This is a genomic window from Ruixingdingia sedimenti, from assembly GCF_031432425.1.
GTDB classification, from domain to species: Bacteria; Pseudomonadota; Alphaproteobacteria; order Rhodobacterales; family Rhodobacteraceae; genus Ruixingdingia; species Ruixingdingia sedimenti.
Genome location: NZ_JAVKPH010000005.1, coordinates 149690 through 169510 on the forward strand (window position 1 = coordinate 149690; position 19821 = coordinate 169510).

Genomic DNA, 19821 nt, shown 5'->3' on the forward strand with positions numbered 1-19821 from the left:
ATCATGACAAAAGATGTCGCTGAAACGCCAGATCTGCGCTTCGACCCCAGTGGGGCGGCCTTCGTGCTGGATCCGGGCCGCCCGGTGCTGGCGCATGGCCGCGATCTGGCGGCGGGCGCCCATGTCGCGCCCCATGCCCATCCGCGCGGCCAGCTTCTGTGGGCCGCCGAGGGACTGTTGCGATTGACGGCCGAGGATGGCGTCTGGCTGGTGCCCCCCGGCTTCGGCATCTGGATACCCGGCGGCACGCGGCACGCGATGCGGGTGATCTCGCGGCCCGGCACCGGCGCGCGGACCCGCAATCTTTATGTCGATCCCTCCTGCCCGGCGCGCGCCGATGCGGGGGGCTGCGAGGTGCTGCCGGTCTCGGCCCTGCTGCGCGAGGTGATCCTGCGCATGGCGGACGAGGGGGACGCCGCGCGGCTGGCCCGGCTGGGCGCGGTGGCGCTGGACGAGATCGCGGCGGCGCGGCCCGCGCCGCTGGACCTGCCGGGCGGGCACGACCCGCGCCTGCGGCGGCTGACCGCGCATCTGGGCCGCCATCCCGCCGATCCCCGCCCGCTGCCCGCATTGGCCGCCGAGGCGGGCGCCAGCCCCCGCACGCTGGAGCGGCTGTTCCGCGCCGAAACCGGCCTCACCTTCCGCGACTGGCGCGGGAGGGTGCGCCTCCTGGCGGCGGTCGGGCGGCTGGAGCGGGGCGAAAGCAGCACCACCATCGCCCATTCGCTGGGCTGGCGCAGCACCAGCGCCTTCGTCGCCGCCTTCCGCAGCCATTTCGGCAGCCCGCCGCAAAGCTGGCTTCGCGGCCGGGGAGAATGAGCGGGATAGTGGCCGCCTGTCTTTCGCCAAACCGGTGTCCACTTTTGTCGGACAGGCTCTAAGGCATCAGCGCCCCGACCCCCGCCAGCAGCGTCGCGCGGGAAATCTCGTCCATATGCGACGAGACCACCCGCCCCTCGGCGTCGGTGAACAGCGTTACCGGCAGGCCCGCTGCGGTGCGGGTCACGCCTGCGGCGCGCCCGTAGCCGCTTCCCTGACGACTTCGGCCATGGCGATCAAGTGGTCGGCAAGCGGATTCGACTTCCGCCAGATCATGCCGATGGTGCGGGCCGGGCGCGGCGCGGCCAGCCGCGAGACCGAGACGGCGGCCGAGCAGGTCTCGATCGCCACGGCCATCTGCGGGATCAGCGTGACTCCCAGGCCCGCGCCGACCATCTGCACCAGGGTCGAGAGCGAGCTTCCCTCCAGCAGGTCGCGGGCCGGATCGGAGGACAGCTTGCAAAAGGCGATGGCCTGATCGCGGAAGCAATGCCCCTCTTCCAGCAGCAAAAGCCGCATCTCGCGCAGGTGTTCGGCATCTGGAACCGGCTTGTCCGCATCCGCCGCGGGGCGGACCAGCACGAATTCCTCGTCGAACAGCGGATATTCGGCCAGCGCCGGTTCCGACACCGGCAGCGCCACGATGGCCGCATCCAGCCGCCCGCCCAGCAGCTCCTCGACCAGCCGGGGCGTGACCGCCTCGCGCGGGCGCAGGTCCAGCAGGGGGAACCGTTCGGCCATCCGCGTGATCACACCGGGCAAGAGATAGGGCGCCACCGTCGGAATCACCCCGATCTGCACAAGGCCCGAGGGCGGGCCGAAGGAGGCGCGCACCAGCCCGCCCAGTTCGTCCACCCCGCGCAAAATGTCGCGGGCGCGCAGGGCGAAGGATTCGCCCAGCGGGGTCAGCCGGATCTGGCGGCCGCCGCGTTCGACCAGCGCAGCGCCGAGGATCCCCTCCAACTCCTTGATCTGAAGGGACAATGCCGGCTGCGAGATCGAACAGGCCTCGGCCGCGCGGCCGAAATGGCGCTGCTCGGCCAGCACCGAGAAGTAGCGCAGGTGTTTCATGGAAATGGCGTTCATAAGCGCTCCATATCAGACACATTTGAAAATACGAATATGAATGATGTCGCAGCCGGACTAGAGCGATTCCAGAACGGCAGGGACCTTCCCGCCGTCGATGCCACCACGACAACTGGAGACGGAAATGGACGGAAACGACATCAAGGCCACCGGCAAGTGCCCGGTGATGCATGGCGGAAACACCGCCATGGGCACTTCGAACATGGACTGGTGGCCCAATGCGCTGAACCTCGACATCCTGCACCAGCATGACGGCAAGACCAACCCGCTGAGGGATTTCGACTACCGCAGGGAAGTGCGCAAGCTGGATTTCGACGCGGTGAAAGCCGACCTGCACGCGCTGATGACCGACAGCCAGGACTGGTGGCCGGCCGACTGGGGCCATTACGGCGGGTTGTTCGTCCGCATGTCCTGGCACGCGGCGGGCACCTATCGCATCGCGGACGGGCGGGGCGGCGGCGGCACCGGCAACCAGCGTTTCGCCCCGATCAACTCGTGGCCCGACAACGTGAGCCTGGACAAGGCCCGCCGTCTGCTGTGGCCGATCAAGCAGAAATACGGCAACCGGCTGAGCTGGGCCGACCTGATCATCCTCGCCGGCACCGTGGCTTATGAGAACATGGGCCTGAAGACCTATGGCTTCGCCTATGGCCGCGAGGACATCTGGCACCCCGAGAAGGACACCTACTGGGGCGCGGAAAAGGAATGGCTGGCGCCGCAGGACCAGCGCATGGGCGATCTGAGCGACGCCGCCTCGATGGAAAACCCGCTGGCTGCCGTGCAGATGGGTCTGATCTATGTGAACCCCGAAGGGGTGAACGGCCAGCCCGACCCGCTGAAAACCGCCGCCATGGTGCGCGAGACCTTCGCCCGCATGGCGATGGACGACGAGGAAACCGTGGCGCTGACCGCGGGCGGCCATACCGTCGGCAAATGCCATGGCAACGGCAAGGCCGACCTGCTGGGGCCGGACCCCGAGGCGGCCGATGTCTGCGAACAGGGTCTGGGCTGGACCAACCGGCACAAGTCGGGCAAGGGCCGCTATACGATGACCTCGGGCATCGAGGGCGCCTGGACCACCCATCCGACCAAATGGGACAACGGCTTTTTCCACCTGCTGTTCACCTATGACTGGGAACTGAAGAAATCCCCCGCCGGCGCGTGGCAGTGGGAACCGGTCAACATCAAGGAAGAAGACAAGCCGGTCGATGTGGAGGATCCGTCGATCCGCTACAACCCGATCATGACCGATGCCGACATGGCGATGAAGATGGACCCGGTCTACCGGGAAATCTCGCTGCGGTTCATGGCGGATCAGGATCACTTCTCGGAAGTCTTCGCCCGCGCCTGGTTCAAGCTGACCCATCGCGACATGGGGCCGAAGGCGCGCTACATCGGCCCCGAGGCGCCGACCGAAGACCTGATCTGGCAGGATCCGGTTCCCGCAGGCAATGCCGGCTACAACATCGCCGGGTTGAAGGCGCGCATCGCGGACAGCGGACTTTCCGTGGCCGAGATGGTCTCGACCGCCTGGGATTCGGCCCGCACCTTCCGGGGCTCGGACAAGCGCGGCGGCGCCAATGGCGCGCGCATCCGTCTGGCCCCGCAGAAGGACTGGGAAGGCAACGAACCGGCGCGCCTGCAAAAGGTGCTGGCGGTGCTGGAGCCTCTGGCGGCCGAATTCGGCGCCAGCGTGGCCGATACCATCGTGCTGGCGGGCAATGTCGGCGTGGAACTGGCCGCGAAGGCCGCGGGCTTCCCGATCGAGGTACCCTTCGCGCCGGGCCGCGGTGATGCCACCGATGCGATGACCGACGCGGCCAGCTTTGCGGTGCTGGAGCCGATCCATGACGGCTACCGCAACTGGCTGAAGAAGGACTATGTGGTTGCCCCCGAGGAACTGATGCTGGACCGCACCCAGCTGATGGGCCTGACCGCGCCGGAAATGGTGGTGCTGGTGGGCGGGATGCGCGCCATGGGCACCAATCACGGCGGCACGAAGCACGGCGTGTTCACCGACCGCGCGGGCGCGCTGACGACCGACTTCTTCGTCAACCTGACCGACATGGCGAACACCTGGGCCAGGGCCGGGGACCACTACGAGATCCGCGACCGCAAGACCGGCGCGGTGAAGTGGACGGCAACGCGGATGGATCTGGTGTTCGGGTCCAACTCGATCCTGCGCGCCTATGCCGAAGTCTATGCGCAGGCCGACAACGGCGGCCGCTTCGTGCGCGACTTTGCGGCGGCCTGGGCCAAGGTGATGAACGCCGACCGCTTCGATCTGGTGGCATGAACGGTGCCGGCCCCTTCCTCTGGAAGGGGCCGTTTCCCTTGGGGGAAGGGCCTTACGAAGGCTGCAACTCCCGCGTCCGGTCGCAGGACGCCTTCAGGTTTTCCGACAGGTCGAGCAGGCTGTTCAATCCGCAGTTGCCTTTCACCAGATCGGCCAGCGTCACCATGTCCAGCTCGTGAAAGAACGCCTCGACCGCGCGCGTCAGGTAAGAGCGCAGCCGGCAGGTCGCGGACAGCGGGCAGGTGTTGGTCGCGGGATCGAAACATTCCGCGAAACGGCTGTTGTCCTCGAACACCCGGAACGCCCGGCCGATGGACACCTGATGGACCGGATGCGCCAGCCGGATGCCGCCGGTGCGGCCGCGGATGGTTTCGACGAAGCCGTTTTCCTGAAGCAGGTTCACCACCTGCAACAGGTGATTGACCGAGGCATTGCACCGTTCGGCGATCTCGGCGGTGCGGACGGTGCGGCCCTCGTTGACCGCGCAGAACATCAGGACGCGGATCGCGAGGTTGGTTCGGGTGGTGATGCGCATGAAAGTCTCATCGGTTCTGCGGCTTTCCATCCTTGCACGGACAGGCCCGGATGTAACTGATCTGGATCAGGACACCGGAATGCCGGAAGGTATAAGTCGTATGTCGTTCGTCACTTATCTTAAGGCCGGGATGATCGATGCGGCGCGATCCTGATCCGCTTGCGCGACTGGTGCAGCCCGTTTCGCGGGTGCTGCGGCAGGGGTCGGCGCTGACCGTGCTATCCGGCCTGGTCTGGCCCGCACAGGCGGCGCTGGTCGCCACGGCCTTCGGCAGGCTTGTGGCGGGCCAGCCCGTCGGCATCGGCGGTCTGGCCGCGGCATATGTCGTGCTGGGGCTGGTGCGGGCCTGGCTCGGCATGGCGGCCGACCGCAAGGCGCAGGCGGCGGCAGAGACGCTGACCGCCGGGCTGCGGGCCGAGATCGTGGCGGGCGAGGCCGCGCGTTCCGGTGCCGGGGCTGCCGGCGGGGCCGGTGCGGTGGCCGCGCTGGCCGCCGAGAAGCTGGAGGCGCTGGTGCCCTGGCTGACCCGCTACGCCCCCGCGCGGCTGCGGGTGGCGGTGCTGCCGCCGGTGATTCTGGCGCTGAGCCTTTGGTTTTCCTGGGCGGCGGGGCTGGTGCTGTTGATCTCGGGGCCGCTGATCCCGGTTTTCATGGCGCTGGTCGGCCTTGCGGCGCGAGAGACCAGCGAACGGCAGATGGCGCGGATCGGCAGCCTGAACGACCTGCTGGTCGACCGGCTTTCGGCGCTGGCCGACATCCGCCTCTTGGGCGCGGGCGATGCGGTGGCGCGGGATTTCGCCACGCAGGCGGGCGGCCTGCGCCGCGACACGATGGCGGTGCTGCGGCTGGCCTTCCTGTCCTCGACCGTGCTGGAACTCTTCGCCGCGGTCGGTGTGGCGATGATGGCGGTCTGGGTCGGCTTTTCCCTGTTGGGCGTCGTGAGCTTCGGCACGTGGGGTGCGCCTCTGGCCCCGGAAGCCGGGATATTCCTGTTGCTGCTGGCGCCCGACTTCTATCAGCCGATGCGCGATCTGGCCGCCGCGTGGCACGACAAGGCCGCGGCCGAGGCGGTCGCGGCCGAACTGGCGGCTCGGGCCGCTACACAGACCCCGTCCCTGCCGGGCAGGGGCGAGAGGGTGGCACCCCTAGCTGGCCCCGCTTCGATCACTCTGGCGGGTTGCCGTGCGGCCCATGGCCTGCGCCTGCCGGACATGGCCATCGCCCCGGGCGAGGCGGTGGCGCTGGTCGGCCCATCCGGCGCGGGCAAGACCACGGTGTTGCGGTTGATGGCCGGGTTGAGCCTGCCGTGCGATGGCGAGGTTCGGGTAGCCGGGCAGACGCTGACCTCGGACAATGCAGATGCCTGGCGGGCACGGATCGGCTGGATGCCGCAATCGGTGCATTTCCTGAACGCCAGCCTGCGCGCCAACCTGACTTTGGGCCGCGCGGGCGATGTGGCCGCCGCACTGGCCGGATCCGCCGCGGCCGGGGTCGTGACCCGGCTGCCCGGCGGGTTGACAGCCCGGCTGGGCGAGACCGGCGGCGGGTTGTCGGGCGGCGAGGCGCGGCGGATGACGCTGGCCCGCGCGCTGCACGGCGCGCCCGACGTGATCCTGGCCGACGAGCCGACGGCCGATCTGGATGCCGGGACCGCCGGGGCGGTGGCCGAGGGCCTGCTGGCCGCGAACCGGCGCGGCGCGACGCTTGTCGTCGCCACCCACGACAGGAACCTTGCCGCCCGCATGGACCGCATCATCCGGCTGGAGGGCACGGCATGAAACATCTGGCGCCGATCCTGCGGCTGATCCTGCGCGACCAGCGCCCGGCGCTTTTGCGCGGTGCCACACTGGCGCTGGCAGTGCTGCTGGCAGGGGTGGCGCTCTTGGGTCTGTCGGGCTGGTTCATCACCGCCGCCGCGGCTGCGGGTCTGGCCGGGGCGGGGGCCGTGTTCGACGTGTTCCGCCCCTCTGCCGGGGTGCGGTTCCTGGCATTGGGGCGCACGGCGGCGCGCTATGGCGAGCGGCTTTTGACCCATGACGCGGTGTTGCGCGGGCTGGAAAGCCTGCGTTTGCAGGTGCTGCGCGGGTTTCTTGCCGCCCCTTGGCAGCGGATGGCGCGGATCCGCAGTGCGCAGGCGCTGAACAGGCTGACGGCGGATGTCGATGCGCTGGACGGCCTCGTGCTGCGGCTGGTTTTGCCGCTGGCGGCGGGTCTGGCGGCGCTGGCCATCACCTTCGTCCTGCTGTGGTGGCTGGTCGGGCTGGCGGTCGCTCTCTGGATCTGTGTCGGCTGGCTGGCGGCGGGTGGGGCGATCCTGTGGCTGGCGGGTCGAACCGCGCTTGGCCCCTCGCGGCGGATCGAGGCGGCGGCGCAGGCATTCCGTTCGCGCCTCATCGACCTGATCCGCGCGCGCGACGATCTGGCGGTCTACGGGCTGCTGCAACGGCAGGCCGGGGCGGTGCTGGCGGCGGACAATCGCCGCCATGCGCTGCGCCGCATCCTCGACCGGGCCGACCGGCGGGCAGGGGCGGCGCTGATGGCGGTCTCGGCCCTGATCGGCGGCGGCGCGCTCTGGCTCGGCGGCACGCTTGCGCAATCCGGCGAAATCACTCCCGCCGCGGCGGCGCTCGGCTTCTTCGCGACGCTCGCGCTTTTCGAGGCGGTCGCGCCGGTACGCCGCGCGCTGGCCGATCTGGGCCGAATGACCGATGCCGCCCGGCGGATCGGCCCCTCGCTGACCCCGCCGCCTGCCGCCGCCGTTCAGGATGCCGGCCATGCAGGCCCCGGCCTGTCCTGCGACGGTCTCTGGCTGAAACCGGCCGGTGGCGGCGGCTGGCTGGTCCGCGACCTGTCGCTTGCCGTCGCGCCGGGCGAGACCGTGGCCCTGACCGGGCCGAGCGGTTGCGGCAAGTCCACCGTCCTTCTGGCGCTGGCGGGGCTGCACCCGATCGCGCGGGGCCGGGTTGCGATCGGTGGGCGCGGCCTTGCCGGGATGGACGAGGCGACGTTGCGCGACCGCCTCACGCTCTTGCCGCAACGCTCGGCCCTGCTGGCGGGGACTGTGGCCGGGAACCTGCGCCTCGCCTGCCCGGACGCCCCGGATGCGGATCTGTGGCAGGCGCTGGAGGCCGTCCGTCTGGCCGATCCGCTGCGGGCCCGGGGGGGGCTGGATCTTTGGATCGGACCGGGGGGTGCTGGCCTTTCGGGCGGAGAAGGACGGCGCCTTGCGCTGGCCCGGGCGCTGTTGCGGCGGCCCGATGTGCTGCTGCTGGACGAGCCGACCGAGGGCCTCGACGCGCCGACCTCGGGGTCCGTGCTTGCGGGCATTCGCCACCTTGCGCCGCAAGCCGCCATCCTGATGGCGTCCCACCGCGCGGCGGAAACCGCCTTTGCCGACCGGCGTATCCAAATAACTCGTATAGTTGATGCGACTTATTGACATGGATCAATGTGCGGCAGCGCCATCGCGTAAAGAAACATGCAAGAAACAGAATGTCTGAGAATCCGGGGGCACCTCCCCGAAAACTGGAGCGGAAGACATGGAATTCGGGATCGTCGAGCTGTCTCGCCTGCAATTCGCGATGACGGCGATGTATCACTTCCTCTTCGTGCCGCTGACCCTGGGTCTGTCGATCCTCGTGGCGATCATGGAGACGGTCTATGTGATGACCAACCGGCCGATCTGGCGTCAGATGACCAAGTTCTGGGGCCTGCTGTTCGGGATCAACTTCGCCCTGGGCGTGGCGACCGGCATCACCATGGAATTCCAGTTCGGCATGAACTGGAGCTATTTCAGCCATTATGTCGGCGACATCTTCGGCGCGCCGCTGGCGCTGGAGGGGCTGATGGCCTTCTTCCTCGAGGCGACCTTCGTCGGGCTGTTCTTCTTCGGCTGGGACAAGCTGTCGAAGGTGCAGCATCTGGTGGTGGCCTGGCTGGTCGCCATCGGCTCCAACTTCTCGGCGCTGTGGATCCTGATCGCCAACGGCTGGATGCAGAACCCGGTCGGCGCCGCGTTCAACCCGATGACCATGCGCATGGAGATGACCGATTTCTTCGCCGTGCTGTTCAACGAGGTGGCGCAGGCGAAGTTCGTCCACACCGTTTCGGCGGGCTATGTGACGGCGGCGGTCTTTGTGATCGGCGTTTCGGCCTGGTATCTGCTGCGCGAACGCCATGTCGAACTGGCGCGCCGGTCGATCACCGTCGCGGCGGCCTTCGGCCTCGCCTCGGCCTTCTCGGTGGTGCTGCTGGGGGATGAATCGGGTTATTCCGCCACCCACAGCCAGAAGATGAAGCTCGCCGCGATGGAGGGCATGTGGCACACCGAACCGGCGCCCGCGCCGTTCAATCTGATCGGCATTCCCGACCAGGAAGCGCGCGAGACGAAATACGCCCTGCAAATTCCGCTGGTGATGGGGTTGATCGGCACCCGGTCGCTGACCTCCGAGATCCCGGGCATCGAGGATCTGGTGGCGCAGGCCGAGACCCGCATCCGCTCGGGCCTGATCGCCTATGACGCGCTGATGATGGTGCGCGAAGATCGCGATGCCACGGACCCGGCCGTGATGGCGACGTTCGAGCAGCATTCGGCCGATCTGGGCTTCGCCTTCCTGCTGCGCAAATATGTCGACGATCCCCGCACCGCGACCGAAGAGCAGATCAAGGCCGCCGCCGACGATACGGTGCCCACGGTCTGGCCGCTGTTCTGGGCCTTCCGTATCATGGTCGCGCTCGGCTTCGGCTTCATCGGCACCATGGCCTATTTCTTCTGGCGGTCCTCGTTCCGGCGGATGCAATACCCGACATGGGCGCTGCACATGGCGGTCTGGATGATCCCCGCGCCCTGGATCGCCGCCGAGATGGGCTGGTTCGTCGCCGAATACGGCCGTCAGCCCTGGACGGTGGACGGGGTGCTGCCCACCGCCATGTCGGTTTCCGCCCTGTCGATGACCGAGGTCGGGCTGACGCTGGCAGGCTTCGTGCTGTTCTACACCGTGCTCTTCATCATCGAGATGGGCCTGATGCTGAAATACATCCGCAAAGGCCCGTTCCAGGATGTGGCGGAAACCGACGCCTGGGTGCAGCGCCACCATGACCGCCTGTCCGGCCGCCGCAACGCCGACGCCATCGCCCAACCCGCGGAGTAAGATCATGATCCTGCATGAATTCTTCAGCTACGAACTGTTGCGCGTGATCTGGTGGGGGCTTCTGGGCGTCCTTCTGATCGGCTTTGCGCTGACCGACGGCTTCGACATGGGCACCGCGGCGCTGATGCCTTTCGTCGGCAAGACGGATGTGGAGCGGCGGGTGATCATCAACACCGTCGGCCCGGTGTGGGAAGGCAATCAGGTCTGGTTCGTCCTCGGCGGCGGCGCGATCTTCGCCGCCTGGCCGCCGCTTTACGCGGTCAGCTTCTCGGGCTTCTATCTGGCGATGTTCGTGGTGCTGGCCGCTTTCATCGTCCGCCCCGTCGCGTTCAAATACCGCTCCAAGAAGGATGATCCCGTCTGGCGCACCCGTTGGGACCGGGCGCTGTTCATCAGCGGCGCGGTGCCGGCGCTGCTGTTCGGCGTCGCGGTCGGCAACGTGATCCAGGGCGTGCCCTTCCATTTCACCGACGATCTGCACACCGTCTATGAAGGCGCCTGGTATGCCAAGTTCATCGGCCTGCTGGACCCGTTCTCCATCCTGGCCGGGGTGGTGTCGCTGGCGATGCTCTTGATGCACGGCGGGGCGTGGCTGGCGATCAAGACCGAAGGCGCGGTGCAGGAACGCGCGCGGCGCTACGGCGCGCAGGCGGCGCTGGTCGCGGTGATTGCCTATGCCCTGGCCGGGGTCTGGATGGCCTTCGGGATCGAGGGGTTCCGCATCACCGGCGACTATGCCACCGGCGGCCCGTCGAACCCGCTGCATTTCGAGGTGGCGCGCACCGCCAGCTGGCTCTCCGCCTACACCGACCGCCCGTGGATCGCCATCGCCCCGGCGCTTGGCCTGCTGGGCGGGCTGGGGGCCTTTCTCGGCCTGCGGGCGGGGCGCGGGGGGCTGGCCTTCCTGTCGTCGAACCTGTCGATCCTGGGCGTGATCGCCTCGGTCGGGCTGACGATGTTTCCGTTCATCATGCCCTCCTCCAGCGATCCGCGCTCGTCCCTGACGGTGTGGAACAGTTCGTCCTCGCATCTGACGCTGTTCATCATGCTGGTCTCGACGGTGATCTTCATGCCGATGATCATGGCCTATACGGCCTGGGTCTACAAAGTTCTGTGGGGCCGGGTGACAGAGACCGACGTCACCGAAAACTCCCACACCGCTTACTGAAAGGACGCGACCATGTGGTATTTCGCCTGGATCCTCGGCCTGCCGCTGGCTGCCATCTTCGCGGTGATGAACGCGATGTGGCTGGAACTGAAGGAAGACGAGACAACCATCGCCCGGGGCACCCACAGCCCCGGCGGGCGCGCCGGTTCATAGCCGGGGCGCCATTGCGGCGGCGGTGCAGCGTCCCGTGCCGCCGCCGCGACAATCCATCACATTCTGATTCATGAATTTGAACCCAGAATGGGGACTGCGGCCTGCACGGGGCTGCACAAACCCGGCGGGCCTGTCCGCCCGCCACCCCTGCCCGTGCCATCCCGAACATGGAGACTTCGATGAAACCGATCCGCCTTGCCGCGCCGCTTCTGGCCCTGACCCTTGCAGGGGCAGTCCAGGCCGAAACCCCCAACCGGCTGCTGACCATCCTCACCGCGCCGGAACCGCAGACGCAACTGATGGCCATGGTGCTGACGATGAACGCCATCGCGGCGGGGGCGGAGGCGGAGATGCTGCTGTGCGGCCCCGCCGGTGACATCGCCCTGAAGGAGGCGCCGGCCACGGCCACCGCCGGGCAGCCGCCGAAGGGGGCCAGCCCGCAGGGGCTGATGAAGACGATGATGGAAAAATCCGGCCTGAAGGTGCAGGTCTGCGCGATCTACCTGCCGGGCAAGGGCGCCGAGCCTTCCGTGCTGATCGACGGCGTGACCCCTGCCGCCCCCGATGTGATGGGCGCCGCCATCGTCGCCCCCGGCACCTCGGTCCTGAGCTTCTGACACCTTGGCCCCGCCGCGCGGGACGCGGCGGGGATCATCCGCATCGACCGGGGCCGACCCCCGGGCCGGAAATCGAAAGGAACGCCGCCTTGAGCCAGGCAACACCTGTTATCCGCAGCCGGGGCTCCGACCGGCTTTTCGGCCTGTTCCGGCTGGTGGCCGTGGTGGAGGGCGTCACGACGATCCTGCTGTTCTTCGTCGCCATGCCGGTGAAATATCTGGCCGGTGATGCATCATGGGTGCAGGTGATGGGGCCGGTGCATGGCTATGCCTTCGTCGCCTATCTGGCGCTGATGGTGCTGGCCCTTCGCGGCCGGGGGTGGAGCGGCGGCGACTGGATGCGCACCGCGTTCGCCTCCTTCGTCCCGTTCGGAACCTTCCTGAACGATCCGTTCCTCAAGCGCCGCCGGGCGGCCGACGGCGCGAATGCCCCGGCCTGAACGCAGTTCGGCCCTTCTGCGCGGGGTATTCCTCATCCTCGGCCTGCTCTTCACCGGCCTCGGCTTTCTGGGGATCTTCCTGCCGGTGCTGCCCACGGTGCCCTTCCTGATCGTCGCCGCCGCCTGTTTCGCCCGTTCGTCCGAACGGCTGGAGACCTGGCTGCTGGCGCATCCGCAGTTCGGCCCGCTCCTGTCGGACTGGCGCGAGCGCGGCGCCATTCCGTGGCGTGCCAAGCAGATGTCGCTGGGCGGCAGTGCCCTGGGATTCGTGACGTTCCTGACGCTCGGCGATCCGGGCGGGCCGCTTGTCCTGGCGGTGGCGGCGCTGATGGCGGGCGGTATGGCCTATGTGTTCACCCGGCCGGATGCCTGATCGGCCGGGGGATTTGCCGGCAGGATCGCTCGGAAGGCCGCGGCCCCCGCCGACAGCCGCCTGCCGCCGGGCCAGGCAACGTGCCCGTGGCGTTGCAGGGGAAAGCCCGCCGCGTCCAGTTCCACCAGATGGCCATGCGCCAGTTCCAGACGGCAGGTGCCGCGCGACAGGACCGAGAGGCCAAGGCCCGCGATCACCGCCTGCTTGATCGCTTCGTTCGCGCCCATCTCCATCCGCACCGGCGGCGCAAAGCCGGCAGCGGCGAAGAATCCCCCGGCGGCGATGCGGGGGCGGGGAAGGTCAACGGGAGGGTAGCTCGTCCCCATGCACTCCCAAATTGGATGCTTGGGGAGGGTTATCTTGTCAACATATTGATAAATAAAGAAAAGTGAGTCTCTCCGTCGCGGGGTGGTCACGAACCTTGTGGAGGAATGGTCAAAAACCCCCTGAAATGGCCATTTTTTCCTGGGTCCGACACGCGGGTGCCGTCCAGCAGGATGAATTTGCATGTTTGCGATTTGCGCGGCTTGATCTGCCAATATTTTGCAAATTTTCGCAAATCCGCTTTCGAAACGGGCAACCTGCCGCTAGGTTGCGCCAAACTTTTCCCGGGGGGACTCGATGAAGGACATCCTGCAACAGCTCGAAGACCGCCGCGCCATGGCCCGTCTGGGCGGTGGCGCCAAGCGGATCGAGGCGCAGCACGCCAAGGGCAAGCTCACCGCGCGCGAGCGGGTGGAACTGCTGCTCGACGAAGGGTCGTTCGAAGAGTTCGACATGTTCGTGGCCCACCGCTGCACCGACTTCGGCATGCAGGACACGCGCAGCCCGGGCGATGGCGTCGTCACCGGCTGGGGCACGATCAACGGCCGGCTGGTCTATGTGTTCAGCCAGGATTTCACCGTGTTCGGCGGCTCGCTGTCGGAAACCCATGCGCAGAAGATCTGCAAGATCATGGACATGGCGGTGCAGAACGGCGCGCCCGTCATCGGGCTGAACGATTCCGGCGGCGCGCGGATCCAGGAAGGCGTGGCCTCGCTGGCCGGTTACGCCGACGTGTTCCAGCGCAACATCATGGCCTCGGGCGTGGTGCCGCAGATTTCCGTCATCATGGGCCCCTGCGCGGGCGGCGCGGTCTATTCGCCGGCGATGACCGACTTCATCTTCATGGTGAAGGATACCTCCTACATGTTCGTGACCGGCCCCGATGTGGTCAAGACGGTGACGAACGAGGTGGTGACGGCCGAGGAACTGGGCGGCGCCTCGACCCATGCCCGCAAGTCGGGCGTGGTGGACGGCGCGTTCGAGAACGACGTGGAGGCGCTGGCCGAAGTGCGCCGGCTGGTCGATTTCCTGCCGCTCAACAACCGCGAAAAGGCGCCGGTGCGGCCCTTCTTCGACAGCCCCGCGCGGGTGGAGGATAGCCTCGACACGCTGATCCCCGACAACCCCAACCAGCCCTACGACATGAAGGAACTGATCCTGAAGGTCGCGGACGAGGGCGATTTCTACGAGATCCAGAAGGACTACGCCGCCAACATCATCACCGGCTTCGTGCGGATCGAGGGGCAGACGGTGGGCGTGGTGGCGAACCAGCCGATGGTGCTGGCCGGTTGCCTCGACATCGACAGCAGCCGCAAGGCCGCGCGGTTCGTGCGGTTCTGCGATGCGTTCGAGATCCCGATCCTGACCTTCGTCGACGTACCCGGCTTCCTGCCCGGCACGGCGCAGGAATATGGCGGGGTCATCAAGCACGGCGCCAAGCTTCTGTTCGCCTATGGCGAGGCGACGGTGCCGAAGGTCACGGTGATCACCCGCAAGGCCTATGGCGGGGCCTATGACGTGATGTCGTCCAAACACCTGCGGGGCGATTTCAACTATGCTTGGCCCACGGCGGAAATCGCGGTGATGGGCGCCAAGGGCGCGGTCGAAATCCTCTACCGCAGCGAACTTGGCGACAAGGACCGGATCGCCGCGCGCACCAAGGATTACGAGGACCGTTTCGCCAACCCCTTCGTGGCGGCCGAAAAGGGCTTCATCGACGAGGTGATCATGCCGCATTCGACCCGCCGCCGCATCTGCCGGGCCTTCGCCGCGCTGCGCAACAAGAAGCTGTCCAACCCGTGGAAGAAGCACGACAACATCCCGCTCTGATCCGGTGCGGCGGTGCGGGCGATGGCTGTGCTTGCGCTGTGCGGTGCCGAGGTTGCGGTGCTGGCGCTGTCCGCCGGGGCAGGGCGGGCGGGGGATCCGGTCGCGGTGCCCTCGGGCCAGCGGGTCGAGCTTTACGAGGTGATCTGGAACGATCCGGGGGAAAACGGTATGGCGGTGCGGTTCCGCTTCATCGCGCCGCAGATCGCGCGGGACGGGGGGACGATCGCGCCCGAGGTCGCGCTGGCCGACATGGATCACCTCTGCCGGGCCCATGCCCTGCCCGAGGTGGACCGCATCGCCGACCCCCGGCCGGACGAGATCATCATCTCGCTTTCGGACATGCCGGTGCCCTTCGGCACCACCATGCCCGAGGCGACGCAATTCATCGAGGTGTATCTCATCGAGGATGGCACCTGCGTTTACGAGGGGTTCTGATGCAGCCGCATCCTGTCGCCCGGGCCGCGCGGTCCATCCCGCGCCGTGCTGATGCAAGCGCGCCACAGATGGCGATCTTGGCGGGCGGGTCATGTCAAGCCGCCGGCGGATGCGCTATTCTGACCGATAGCGACCCGCATGTGGTTGCCGTCGTCAATCCGGTGCCGGGATCATCCGCCCGCCGCACCCATCACAAATGGAGCAGAGGATGTCGAAAACTGTTCGTGCCGTTCTGGCGCTTTCCCTCGTCGCTTTCGTGGCCGCCTGCGCCAAGAAGGAAGAGCCGGTCTATGTCGCCGAGCCGGTTTCGCAGGAACCCGTCTACACCGGCAAATACAAGTGATCTGACGCACGGGGCTGCCGCGACGCGGCGGTCCCGTCACCCGCGGCCCCTTTGTTCCGTGCGGGGGGGGCTGCCATGCTGAAGCACCGCGGCTTTCCCTCCCGCCTGCCGGGCACGGATTTCCAGTTCACCATCCGCCGCGCGAACCTCAAGGGGGGCGCGACCAAAATCGTGCGCCGCGAACGCTATCGCGACCGCGCCCATGCCGACCGTCAGGCCGACATCGGCTTCATGCGCGCGCTGTGGAACCATTTCGGCGAAGAACCGTTCGAGCGCGGCAACCTTGACGCCGGCCGCCTGTCCTGGCTGATCGGGCGCGAGGTCGTGCCGGCCGAGGACCCCTTCGACCCCGCCAGCTACGCGGCGCTGCTGCGCATCGACCTGCGCCGCGCGCGCGCCTCTTTCCCCGAGGTGTTCGACGCCCCCGCCGATGAGGGGGCCGAGGACGACTGGGACGGCGAGGATTGGGGCGAAGACGAGGATGACGACGACGACCGGGGGGGGCGCCGATGACCGCCCGCCGGCAGGATGCCGCCCATCGCCCCGCCCCCGGGCCCGCACCCCTTGCGGCAGCGCCCGGCAGCGCCGATCTTTTCTGCCAGATGCGGCTTGTGCGTGGCCGCATCGCGGCCCCTGTCGGCCGTTTCCCTTCCCTGAGACTGCGGCCCGGCCGACCCGCCGGGCCGCACCTTTATGTGCCCCCCGGCCTTCGGCAGAACCCCGCGCAGGGGGGGCGCCTCTCCAGCCCGTTATTTGACCCTGCCGGGGCCGCGCGCGATACTGACACCTGCACAACATCCCCTAACGGAGACAGAGCAGGATGCGCAGGATCATTTGGGCAACGGGCATCGTTGCCGCTTTCACGCTGGCCGGGTGCACCGGCAGCAACTATGGCTACAACCGCCCGCTGCATGACTCGGCCGCGGCGCGCACCGTGGGCGGGGCTGCGGCCGGCGCCGTCATCGCCGACGCGACCGGCGGCTCCAAGACCCGCGGCGCGCTTATCGGCGCCGTCATCGGCGGCGGGTCGTGCGCCGTGCCCGGCACCAACAACTGCTACTGACAAGGCCCGCACCGCGCCCGCGCAGGGCGGTGTGACGCGGTGCCTTCATCTGTCATCCAGGACCATCCGGGCCGCGCGCCCGGGTGGTCCTTTCCGTTTCTGCCCCCGGTCCGGGCAATCTGAGGGAGTGCAACCTTGTTCAAGAAGATCCTGATCGCGAACCGGGGCGAAATCGCCTGCCGCGTCATCAAGACCGCCCGCAAGATGGGCATCCAGACCGTCGCGGTCTATTCCGACGCCGACCGCAACGCGCTGCATGTCCAGATGGCGGACGAGGCGGTGCATATCGGCCCGCCGCCCGCGAACCAGTCCTATATCGTCATCGACAAGATCATGGAGGCGATCCGCAAGACCGGGGCGGAGGCCGTGCACCCCGGCTATGGTTTCCTGTCGGAAAACATGAACTTCGCCGCCGCGCTGGAAAAAGAGGGCGTGGTGTTCATCGGCCCGCCCTCGGGCGCGATCGAGGCGATGGGCGACAAGATCACCTCGAAGAAACTGGCGCAGGAGGCGGGGGTTTCCACCGTTCCGGGCTATATGGGCCTGATCGCGGATGCCGACGAGGCGGTGAAGATTTCCGACCAGATCGGCTATCCGGTGATGATCAAGGCCAGCGCGGGCGGCGGCGGCAAGGGCATGCGCATCGCCTGGAATGCGCAGGAGGCGCGCGAGGGGTTCGAGTCGTCCAAGAACGAGGCCGCCAACAGCTTCGGCGACGACCGGATCTTCATCGAGAAATTCGTGACGCAACCGCGCCATATCGAGATCCAGGTGCTGGCCGACAAGCACGGCAACACCGTCTATCTGCACGAACGCGAATGCTCGATCCAGCGCCGCAACCAGAAGGTCATCGAAGAAGCGCCCTCGCCGTTTCTGGATGAGGCGACGCGCAAGGCGATGGGCGAACAGGCCTGCGCGCTGGCGCGGGCGGTGGGCTATACCAGCGCGGGCACGGTGGAATTCATCGTGGACGGCGACCGGAACTTCTACTTTCTGGAAATGAACACCCGGTTGCAGGTGGAACATCCCGTCACCGAACTGATCACCGGCGTCGATCTGGTGGAACAGATGATCCGCGTCGCGGCGGGCGAAAAGCTGCCCTTCGCGCAGGCCGATCTGAAGATCAACGGTTGGGCGATGGAAAGCCGCCTTTACGCCGAAGACCCCTACCGGAACTTCCTGCCCTCCATCGGCCGCCTGACCCGCTATCGCCCGCCGGTCGAGGGCAAGACCGATGGCGGCATCGTGCGCAACGATACCGGCGTCTATGAGGGCGGCGAGATCAGCATGTACTACGACCCGATGATCGCCAAGCTCTGCACCTGGGGGCCGACGCGGGCCGATGCCATCGAGGAAATGCGGCTCGCGCTCGACACGTTCGAGGTCGAGGGGATCGGCCACAACCTGCCCTTCTGTTCGGCGGTGATGGATCACCCGCGCTTCGTGTCGGGCGCCATCACCACCGCCTTCATCGCCGAGGAATACCCCGAGGGCTTTGCCGGTGCGGCGCTGGATGCGGCGCTGCTGCGCCGGGTCGCGGCGGCGGCGGCGGCGATGAACCGGGTGGCGGAAATCCGGCGCACGCGGATTTCCGGCACGATGGACAACCACACCCGCCGGGTGGGCGACGACTGGGTGGTGACGGTGCAGGACGAGGCTTTCGCCGTCGCCATCGCCGCCGACCCGCAAGGATCCACCGTCACCTTCGAGGACGGCGAACAGATCCGCGTGGAAAGCGACTGGACCCCGGGCCAGCCGCTGGCGCGGATGACGGTGAACGGCACGCCGCTGGTGATCAAGACCGGCAAGATCCCCATGGGCTTCCGCATGCGGCTGCGCGGGGCGGATCTGCGCGTGCTGGTGCAATCGCCCCGGCAGAAGGCGCTGTCCGCGCACATGCTGGAAAAGGTCGCCCCCGACACGTCGAAATTCCTGCTCTGCCCGATGCCCGGGCTGGTGGTGAAGATCAGCGTCGAGGAAGGGCAGGAGGTGCAGGAAGGCCAGGCGCTCGCCACCGTCGAGGCGATGAAGATGGAAAACATCCTCAAGGCCGAACGCAAGGGCGTGGTGAAGAAGATCAACGCCAGCGCCGGTGCCAGCCTGCGGGTGGACGATGTGATCATGGAGTTCGAGTGAGATGCGATCGGCGCGGCGGTATCTGGGCGTGCTCGGTGCTCTCGCTGCCGGTTTCCTCACATGGTTCCTGCTGGAGGTTCTCTATGTCATGACCCTTGGCCGGGTTATCCCGCTGACAGGCATCCCCACCCCCGGCGGCGCACCGGTCTGGATCCATGTGCTGAACACCGGCGTGAAGGGCGCCTGGGCCGCGCTGGCCTATGGCCTCGTCATGCGGCTGGTGTTCGGCCGGGTGCGGTGGCTGCGGGTGGCGCTGCTGTGGCTCGTGGGTCTGGCCAGCGCGGCGGCCCTGGGCGGGATGGCCGCGTCCGGCACGATATCCCACGACGCGGGCCTTCTGGTCGCCCTCGCGGGTTACGGGCTGATCGGCATGGTGATCGCGCGCGACTGGGTGTCCCGATGAGCTTGCGGGTCGGTCGGATACCGCCTTGGCGGGGAGGATGGGCAGGATTGCCCACCCTGCGGCCCGGTGAGGTGGGCGATCCCGCCCTTCATCCAGCCAAACCCCTACCGCCCCGAGGGCCGCTGTTCCAGCATCTCCTGCCGGCGCAGGGGGAACTTGTCGATGGCGCGGGTGATCTCGCGCGCGTCCCAGGGCAGGGGCTTGCGCAGCATCGCCTTGCCGTCCTTGTCCATCAGCACCAGCGAAAAGCCGCGCGGGCGCAGCGCCTGGCGCACGGGCGTGCGGGCGGCGGGGTCGGTATCCACGATCACCACCACGTCGCGCTCGATCAGCCCCGCCGGATCCGCCGCCAGCAGCTTCATCTGTTGCAGGAACAGCGGATCCTGCGGGCTGTCGGCGAAGACGACGATGGGCCGGCTGATCCAGTGGAAGGATTCCAGATCCACCCCCGCCGCCTCGACCGGCGCCCAGGGGGCGGGGACGGCGGCGGGATCTGCGGGTGCTGCGGCTTGGGCCAGCGCCGCAAGGGGCAGCAGCATGGCAAGGATCAGGCTGATGGCTGGCTTCATGCGTCCTCCGGTTGCGCCTCATATAGGCGCATGGGGACGGAAAACAAAAGGGTAACGGCCCCGCCGCGTGCGGCGGTAGCG

22 protein-coding genes are annotated in these 19821 nt (G+C 67.8%); 17 read left to right on the forward strand and 5 right to left on the reverse strand.

The features are described 5' to 3' along the window. Positions 1-3 precede the first annotated feature (3 nt). Positions 4-819 (forward strand): AraC family transcriptional regulator, encoded by an 816-nt coding sequence (locus RGD00_RS06615; RefSeq protein WP_310456515.1) that lies wholly within the window; start codon positions 4-6, stop codon positions 817-819. 58 nt (positions 820-877) lie between these two features. Here RGD00_RS06615 and RGD00_RS06620 read toward each other — a convergent pair whose 3' ends face one another. Further along, on the reverse strand, positions 878-1006 hold the full coding sequence (locus tag RGD00_RS06620) for a hypothetical protein (protein WP_310456516.1): 129 nt from the start codon (positions 1004-1006) through the stop codon (positions 878-880). Continuing rightward, positions 1003-1905: a hydrogen peroxide-inducible genes activator gene (locus tag RGD00_RS06625; RefSeq protein WP_310456517.1), complete on the reverse strand. Its 903-nt coding sequence runs from the start codon at positions 1903-1905 to the stop codon at positions 1003-1005. Before RGD00_RS06625 ends, RGD00_RS06620 begins: the two co-directional genes overlap by 4 nt. Positions 1906-2029: 124 nt before the next feature. Here RGD00_RS06625 and katG point away from each other — a divergent pair, with 124 nt between their 5' ends. Beyond that, on the forward strand, positions 2030-4201 hold the full coding sequence (katG, locus tag RGD00_RS06630; RefSeq protein WP_310456518.1) for a catalase/peroxidase HPI: 2172 nt from the start codon (positions 2030-2032) through the stop codon (positions 4199-4201). A gap of 52 nt (positions 4202-4253) precedes the next feature. On the opposite strand, the gene RGD00_RS06635 is transcribed toward katG, so the two are convergent. Continuing rightward, positions 4254-4736: an Rrf2 family transcriptional regulator gene (locus RGD00_RS06635; RefSeq protein ID WP_310456519.1), complete on the reverse strand. Its 483-nt coding sequence runs from the start codon at positions 4734-4736 to the stop codon at positions 4254-4256. A 137-nt stretch (positions 4737-4873) separates the two neighbouring features. On the opposite strand from RGD00_RS06635, the gene RGD00_RS06640 reads away from it, so the two are divergent. The 8 genes from RGD00_RS06640 (at position 4874) to RGD00_RS06675 (ending at position 12637) form a co-directional block, all read left to right on the forward strand. Then, positions 4874-6514 carry an ATP-binding cassette domain-containing protein gene (locus RGD00_RS06640; RefSeq protein WP_310456520.1) on the forward strand — a complete coding sequence of 547 codons (1641 nt, stop codon included), beginning with the start codon at positions 4874-4876 and terminating at the stop codon, positions 6512-6514. Further along, on the forward strand, positions 6511-8175 hold the full coding sequence (cydC, locus tag RGD00_RS06645) for a thiol reductant ABC exporter subunit CydC (protein WP_310456521.1): 1665 nt from the start codon (positions 6511-6513) through the stop codon (positions 8173-8175). Before RGD00_RS06640 ends, cydC begins: the two co-directional genes overlap by 4 nt. Positions 8176-8275: 100 nt before the next feature. Further along, positions 8276-9886, forward strand: coding sequence for a cytochrome ubiquinol oxidase subunit I (locus RGD00_RS06650; protein ID WP_310456522.1), 1611 nt, complete (start codon positions 8276-8278; stop codon positions 9884-9886). A 4-nt stretch (positions 9887-9890) separates the two neighbouring features. Continuing rightward, positions 9891-11054 carry a cytochrome d ubiquinol oxidase subunit II gene (gene cydB, locus RGD00_RS06655; RefSeq protein ID WP_310456523.1) on the forward strand — a complete coding sequence of 388 codons (1164 nt, stop codon included), beginning with the start codon at positions 9891-9893 and terminating at the stop codon, positions 11052-11054. 12 nt (positions 11055-11066) lie between these two features. Then, a complete protein-coding gene (cydX, locus tag RGD00_RS06660) occupies positions 11067-11207 on the forward strand; it encodes a cytochrome bd-I oxidase subunit CydX (protein WP_310456524.1) in 141 nt (46 codons plus the stop codon). A 179-nt stretch (positions 11208-11386) separates the two neighbouring features. Continuing rightward, complete coding sequence (locus RGD00_RS06665; protein ID WP_310456525.1) at positions 11387-11824, forward strand: DsrE family protein; 438 nt, start codon at positions 11387-11389, stop codon at positions 11822-11824. Positions 11825-11913: 89 nt separating this feature from the next. Further along, positions 11914-12264 (forward strand): DUF3817 domain-containing protein, encoded by a 351-nt coding sequence (locus RGD00_RS06670; protein ID WP_310456526.1) that lies wholly within the window; start codon positions 11914-11916, stop codon positions 12262-12264. Further along, complete coding sequence (locus RGD00_RS06675; protein WP_310456527.1) at positions 12251-12637, forward strand: YbaN family protein; 387 nt, start codon at positions 12251-12253, stop codon at positions 12635-12637. Before RGD00_RS06670 ends, RGD00_RS06675 begins: the two co-directional genes overlap by 14 nt. Here the strand turns inward: RGD00_RS06675 and RGD00_RS06680 are convergent. After that, on the reverse strand, positions 12610-12963 hold the full coding sequence (locus RGD00_RS06680; RefSeq protein WP_310456528.1) for a LysR substrate-binding domain-containing protein: 354 nt from the start codon (positions 12961-12963) through the stop codon (positions 12610-12612). The genes RGD00_RS06675 and RGD00_RS06680 overlap by 28 nt on opposite strands. Positions 12964-13258: 295 nt before the next feature. Here RGD00_RS06680 and RGD00_RS06685 point away from each other — a divergent pair, with 295 nt between their 5' ends. The 7 genes from RGD00_RS06685 (at position 13259) to RGD00_RS06715 (ending at position 19171) form a co-directional block, all read left to right on the forward strand. Then, a complete protein-coding gene (locus RGD00_RS06685) occupies positions 13259-14791 on the forward strand; it encodes an acyl-CoA carboxylase subunit beta (protein WP_310456529.1) in 1533 nt (510 codons plus the stop codon). Positions 14792-14812: 21 nt separating this feature from the next. Further along, entirely contained in the window at positions 14813-15226 is a 414-nt protein-coding gene (locus RGD00_RS06690) for a DUF6497 family protein (RefSeq protein WP_310456530.1), read from the forward strand. Between the two features lie 208 nt (positions 15227-15434). Then, complete coding sequence (locus tag RGD00_RS06695; protein WP_310456531.1) at positions 15435-15569, forward strand: hypothetical protein; 135 nt, start codon at positions 15435-15437, stop codon at positions 15567-15569. A gap of 75 nt (positions 15570-15644) precedes the next feature. Next, positions 15645-16082: a hypothetical protein gene (locus RGD00_RS06700; RefSeq protein ID WP_310456532.1), complete on the forward strand. Its 438-nt coding sequence runs from the start codon at positions 15645-15647 to the stop codon at positions 16080-16082. A gap of 307 nt (positions 16083-16389) precedes the next feature. Continuing rightward, the gene (locus tag RGD00_RS06705) at positions 16390-16632 is read left to right on the forward strand and encodes a hypothetical protein (protein WP_310456533.1); all 243 of its coding nucleotides are present in this window, start codon (positions 16390-16392) and stop codon (positions 16630-16632) included. Between the two features lie 135 nt (positions 16633-16767). Then, positions 16768-18768 carry an acetyl-CoA carboxylase biotin carboxylase subunit gene (locus RGD00_RS06710; protein WP_310456534.1) on the forward strand — a complete coding sequence of 667 codons (2001 nt, stop codon included), beginning with the start codon at positions 16768-16770 and terminating at the stop codon, positions 18766-18768. A gap of 1 nt (position 18769) precedes the next feature. Further along, positions 18770-19171 carry a hypothetical protein gene (locus tag RGD00_RS06715; RefSeq protein ID WP_310456535.1) on the forward strand — a complete coding sequence of 134 codons (402 nt, stop codon included), beginning with the start codon at positions 18770-18772 and terminating at the stop codon, positions 19169-19171. Between the two features lie 104 nt (positions 19172-19275). Here the strand turns inward: RGD00_RS06715 and RGD00_RS06720 are convergent, their stop codons facing one another. Next, entirely contained in the window at positions 19276-19740 is a 465-nt protein-coding gene (locus tag RGD00_RS06720; RefSeq protein WP_310456536.1) for a DUF4174 domain-containing protein, read from the reverse strand. Positions 19741-19821: the final 81 nt, after the last annotated feature.

Coding starts and splice junctions, on each gene's coding strand:
- RGD00_RS06615 (WP_310456515.1), top strand. CDS start 4: ATGACAAAAGATGTCGCTGAAACGCCAGATCTGCGCTTCGACCCCAGT.
- RGD00_RS06625 (WP_310456517.1), bottom strand. CDS start 1,905: ATGAACGCCATTTCCATGAAACACCTGCGCTACTTCTCGGTGCTGGCC.
- katG (WP_310456518.1), top strand. CDS start 2,030: ATGGACGGAAACGACATCAAGGCCACCGGCAAGTGCCCGGTGATGCAT.
- RGD00_RS06635 (WP_310456519.1), bottom strand. CDS start 4,736: ATGCGCATCACCACCCGAACCAACCTCGCGATCCGCGTCCTGATGTTC.
- RGD00_RS06640 (WP_310456520.1), top strand. CDS start 4,874: ATGCGGCGCGATCCTGATCCGCTTGCGCGACTGGTGCAGCCCGTTTCG.
- cydC (WP_310456521.1), top strand. CDS start 6,511: ATGAAACATCTGGCGCCGATCCTGCGGCTGATCCTGCGCGACCAGCGC.
- RGD00_RS06650 (WP_310456522.1), top strand. CDS start 8,276: ATGGAATTCGGGATCGTCGAGCTGTCTCGCCTGCAATTCGCGATGACG.
- cydB (WP_310456523.1), top strand. CDS start 9,891: ATGATCCTGCATGAATTCTTCAGCTACGAACTGTTGCGCGTGATCTGG.
- cydX (WP_310456524.1), top strand. CDS start 11,067: ATGTGGTATTTCGCCTGGATCCTCGGCCTGCCGCTGGCTGCCATCTTC.
- RGD00_RS06665 (WP_310456525.1), top strand. CDS start 11,387: ATGAAACCGATCCGCCTTGCCGCGCCGCTTCTGGCCCTGACCCTTGCA.
- RGD00_RS06675 (WP_310456527.1), top strand. CDS start 12,251: ATGCCCCGGCCTGAACGCAGTTCGGCCCTTCTGCGCGGGGTATTCCTC.
- RGD00_RS06680 (WP_310456528.1), bottom strand. CDS start 12,963: ATGGGGACGAGCTACCCTCCCGTTGACCTTCCCCGCCCCCGCATCGCC.
- RGD00_RS06685 (WP_310456529.1), top strand. CDS start 13,259: ATGAAGGACATCCTGCAACAGCTCGAAGACCGCCGCGCCATGGCCCGT.
- RGD00_RS06690 (WP_310456530.1), top strand. CDS start 14,813: ATGGCTGTGCTTGCGCTGTGCGGTGCCGAGGTTGCGGTGCTGGCGCTG.
- RGD00_RS06695 (WP_310456531.1), top strand. CDS start 15,435: ATGTCGAAAACTGTTCGTGCCGTTCTGGCGCTTTCCCTCGTCGCTTTC.
- RGD00_RS06700 (WP_310456532.1), top strand. CDS start 15,645: ATGCTGAAGCACCGCGGCTTTCCCTCCCGCCTGCCGGGCACGGATTTC.
- RGD00_RS06705 (WP_310456533.1), top strand. CDS start 16,390: ATGCGCAGGATCATTTGGGCAACGGGCATCGTTGCCGCTTTCACGCTG.
- RGD00_RS06715 (WP_310456535.1), top strand. CDS start 18,770: ATGCGATCGGCGCGGCGGTATCTGGGCGTGCTCGGTGCTCTCGCTGCC.
- RGD00_RS06720 (WP_310456536.1), bottom strand. CDS start 19,740: ATGAAGCCAGCCATCAGCCTGATCCTTGCCATGCTGCTGCCCCTTGCG.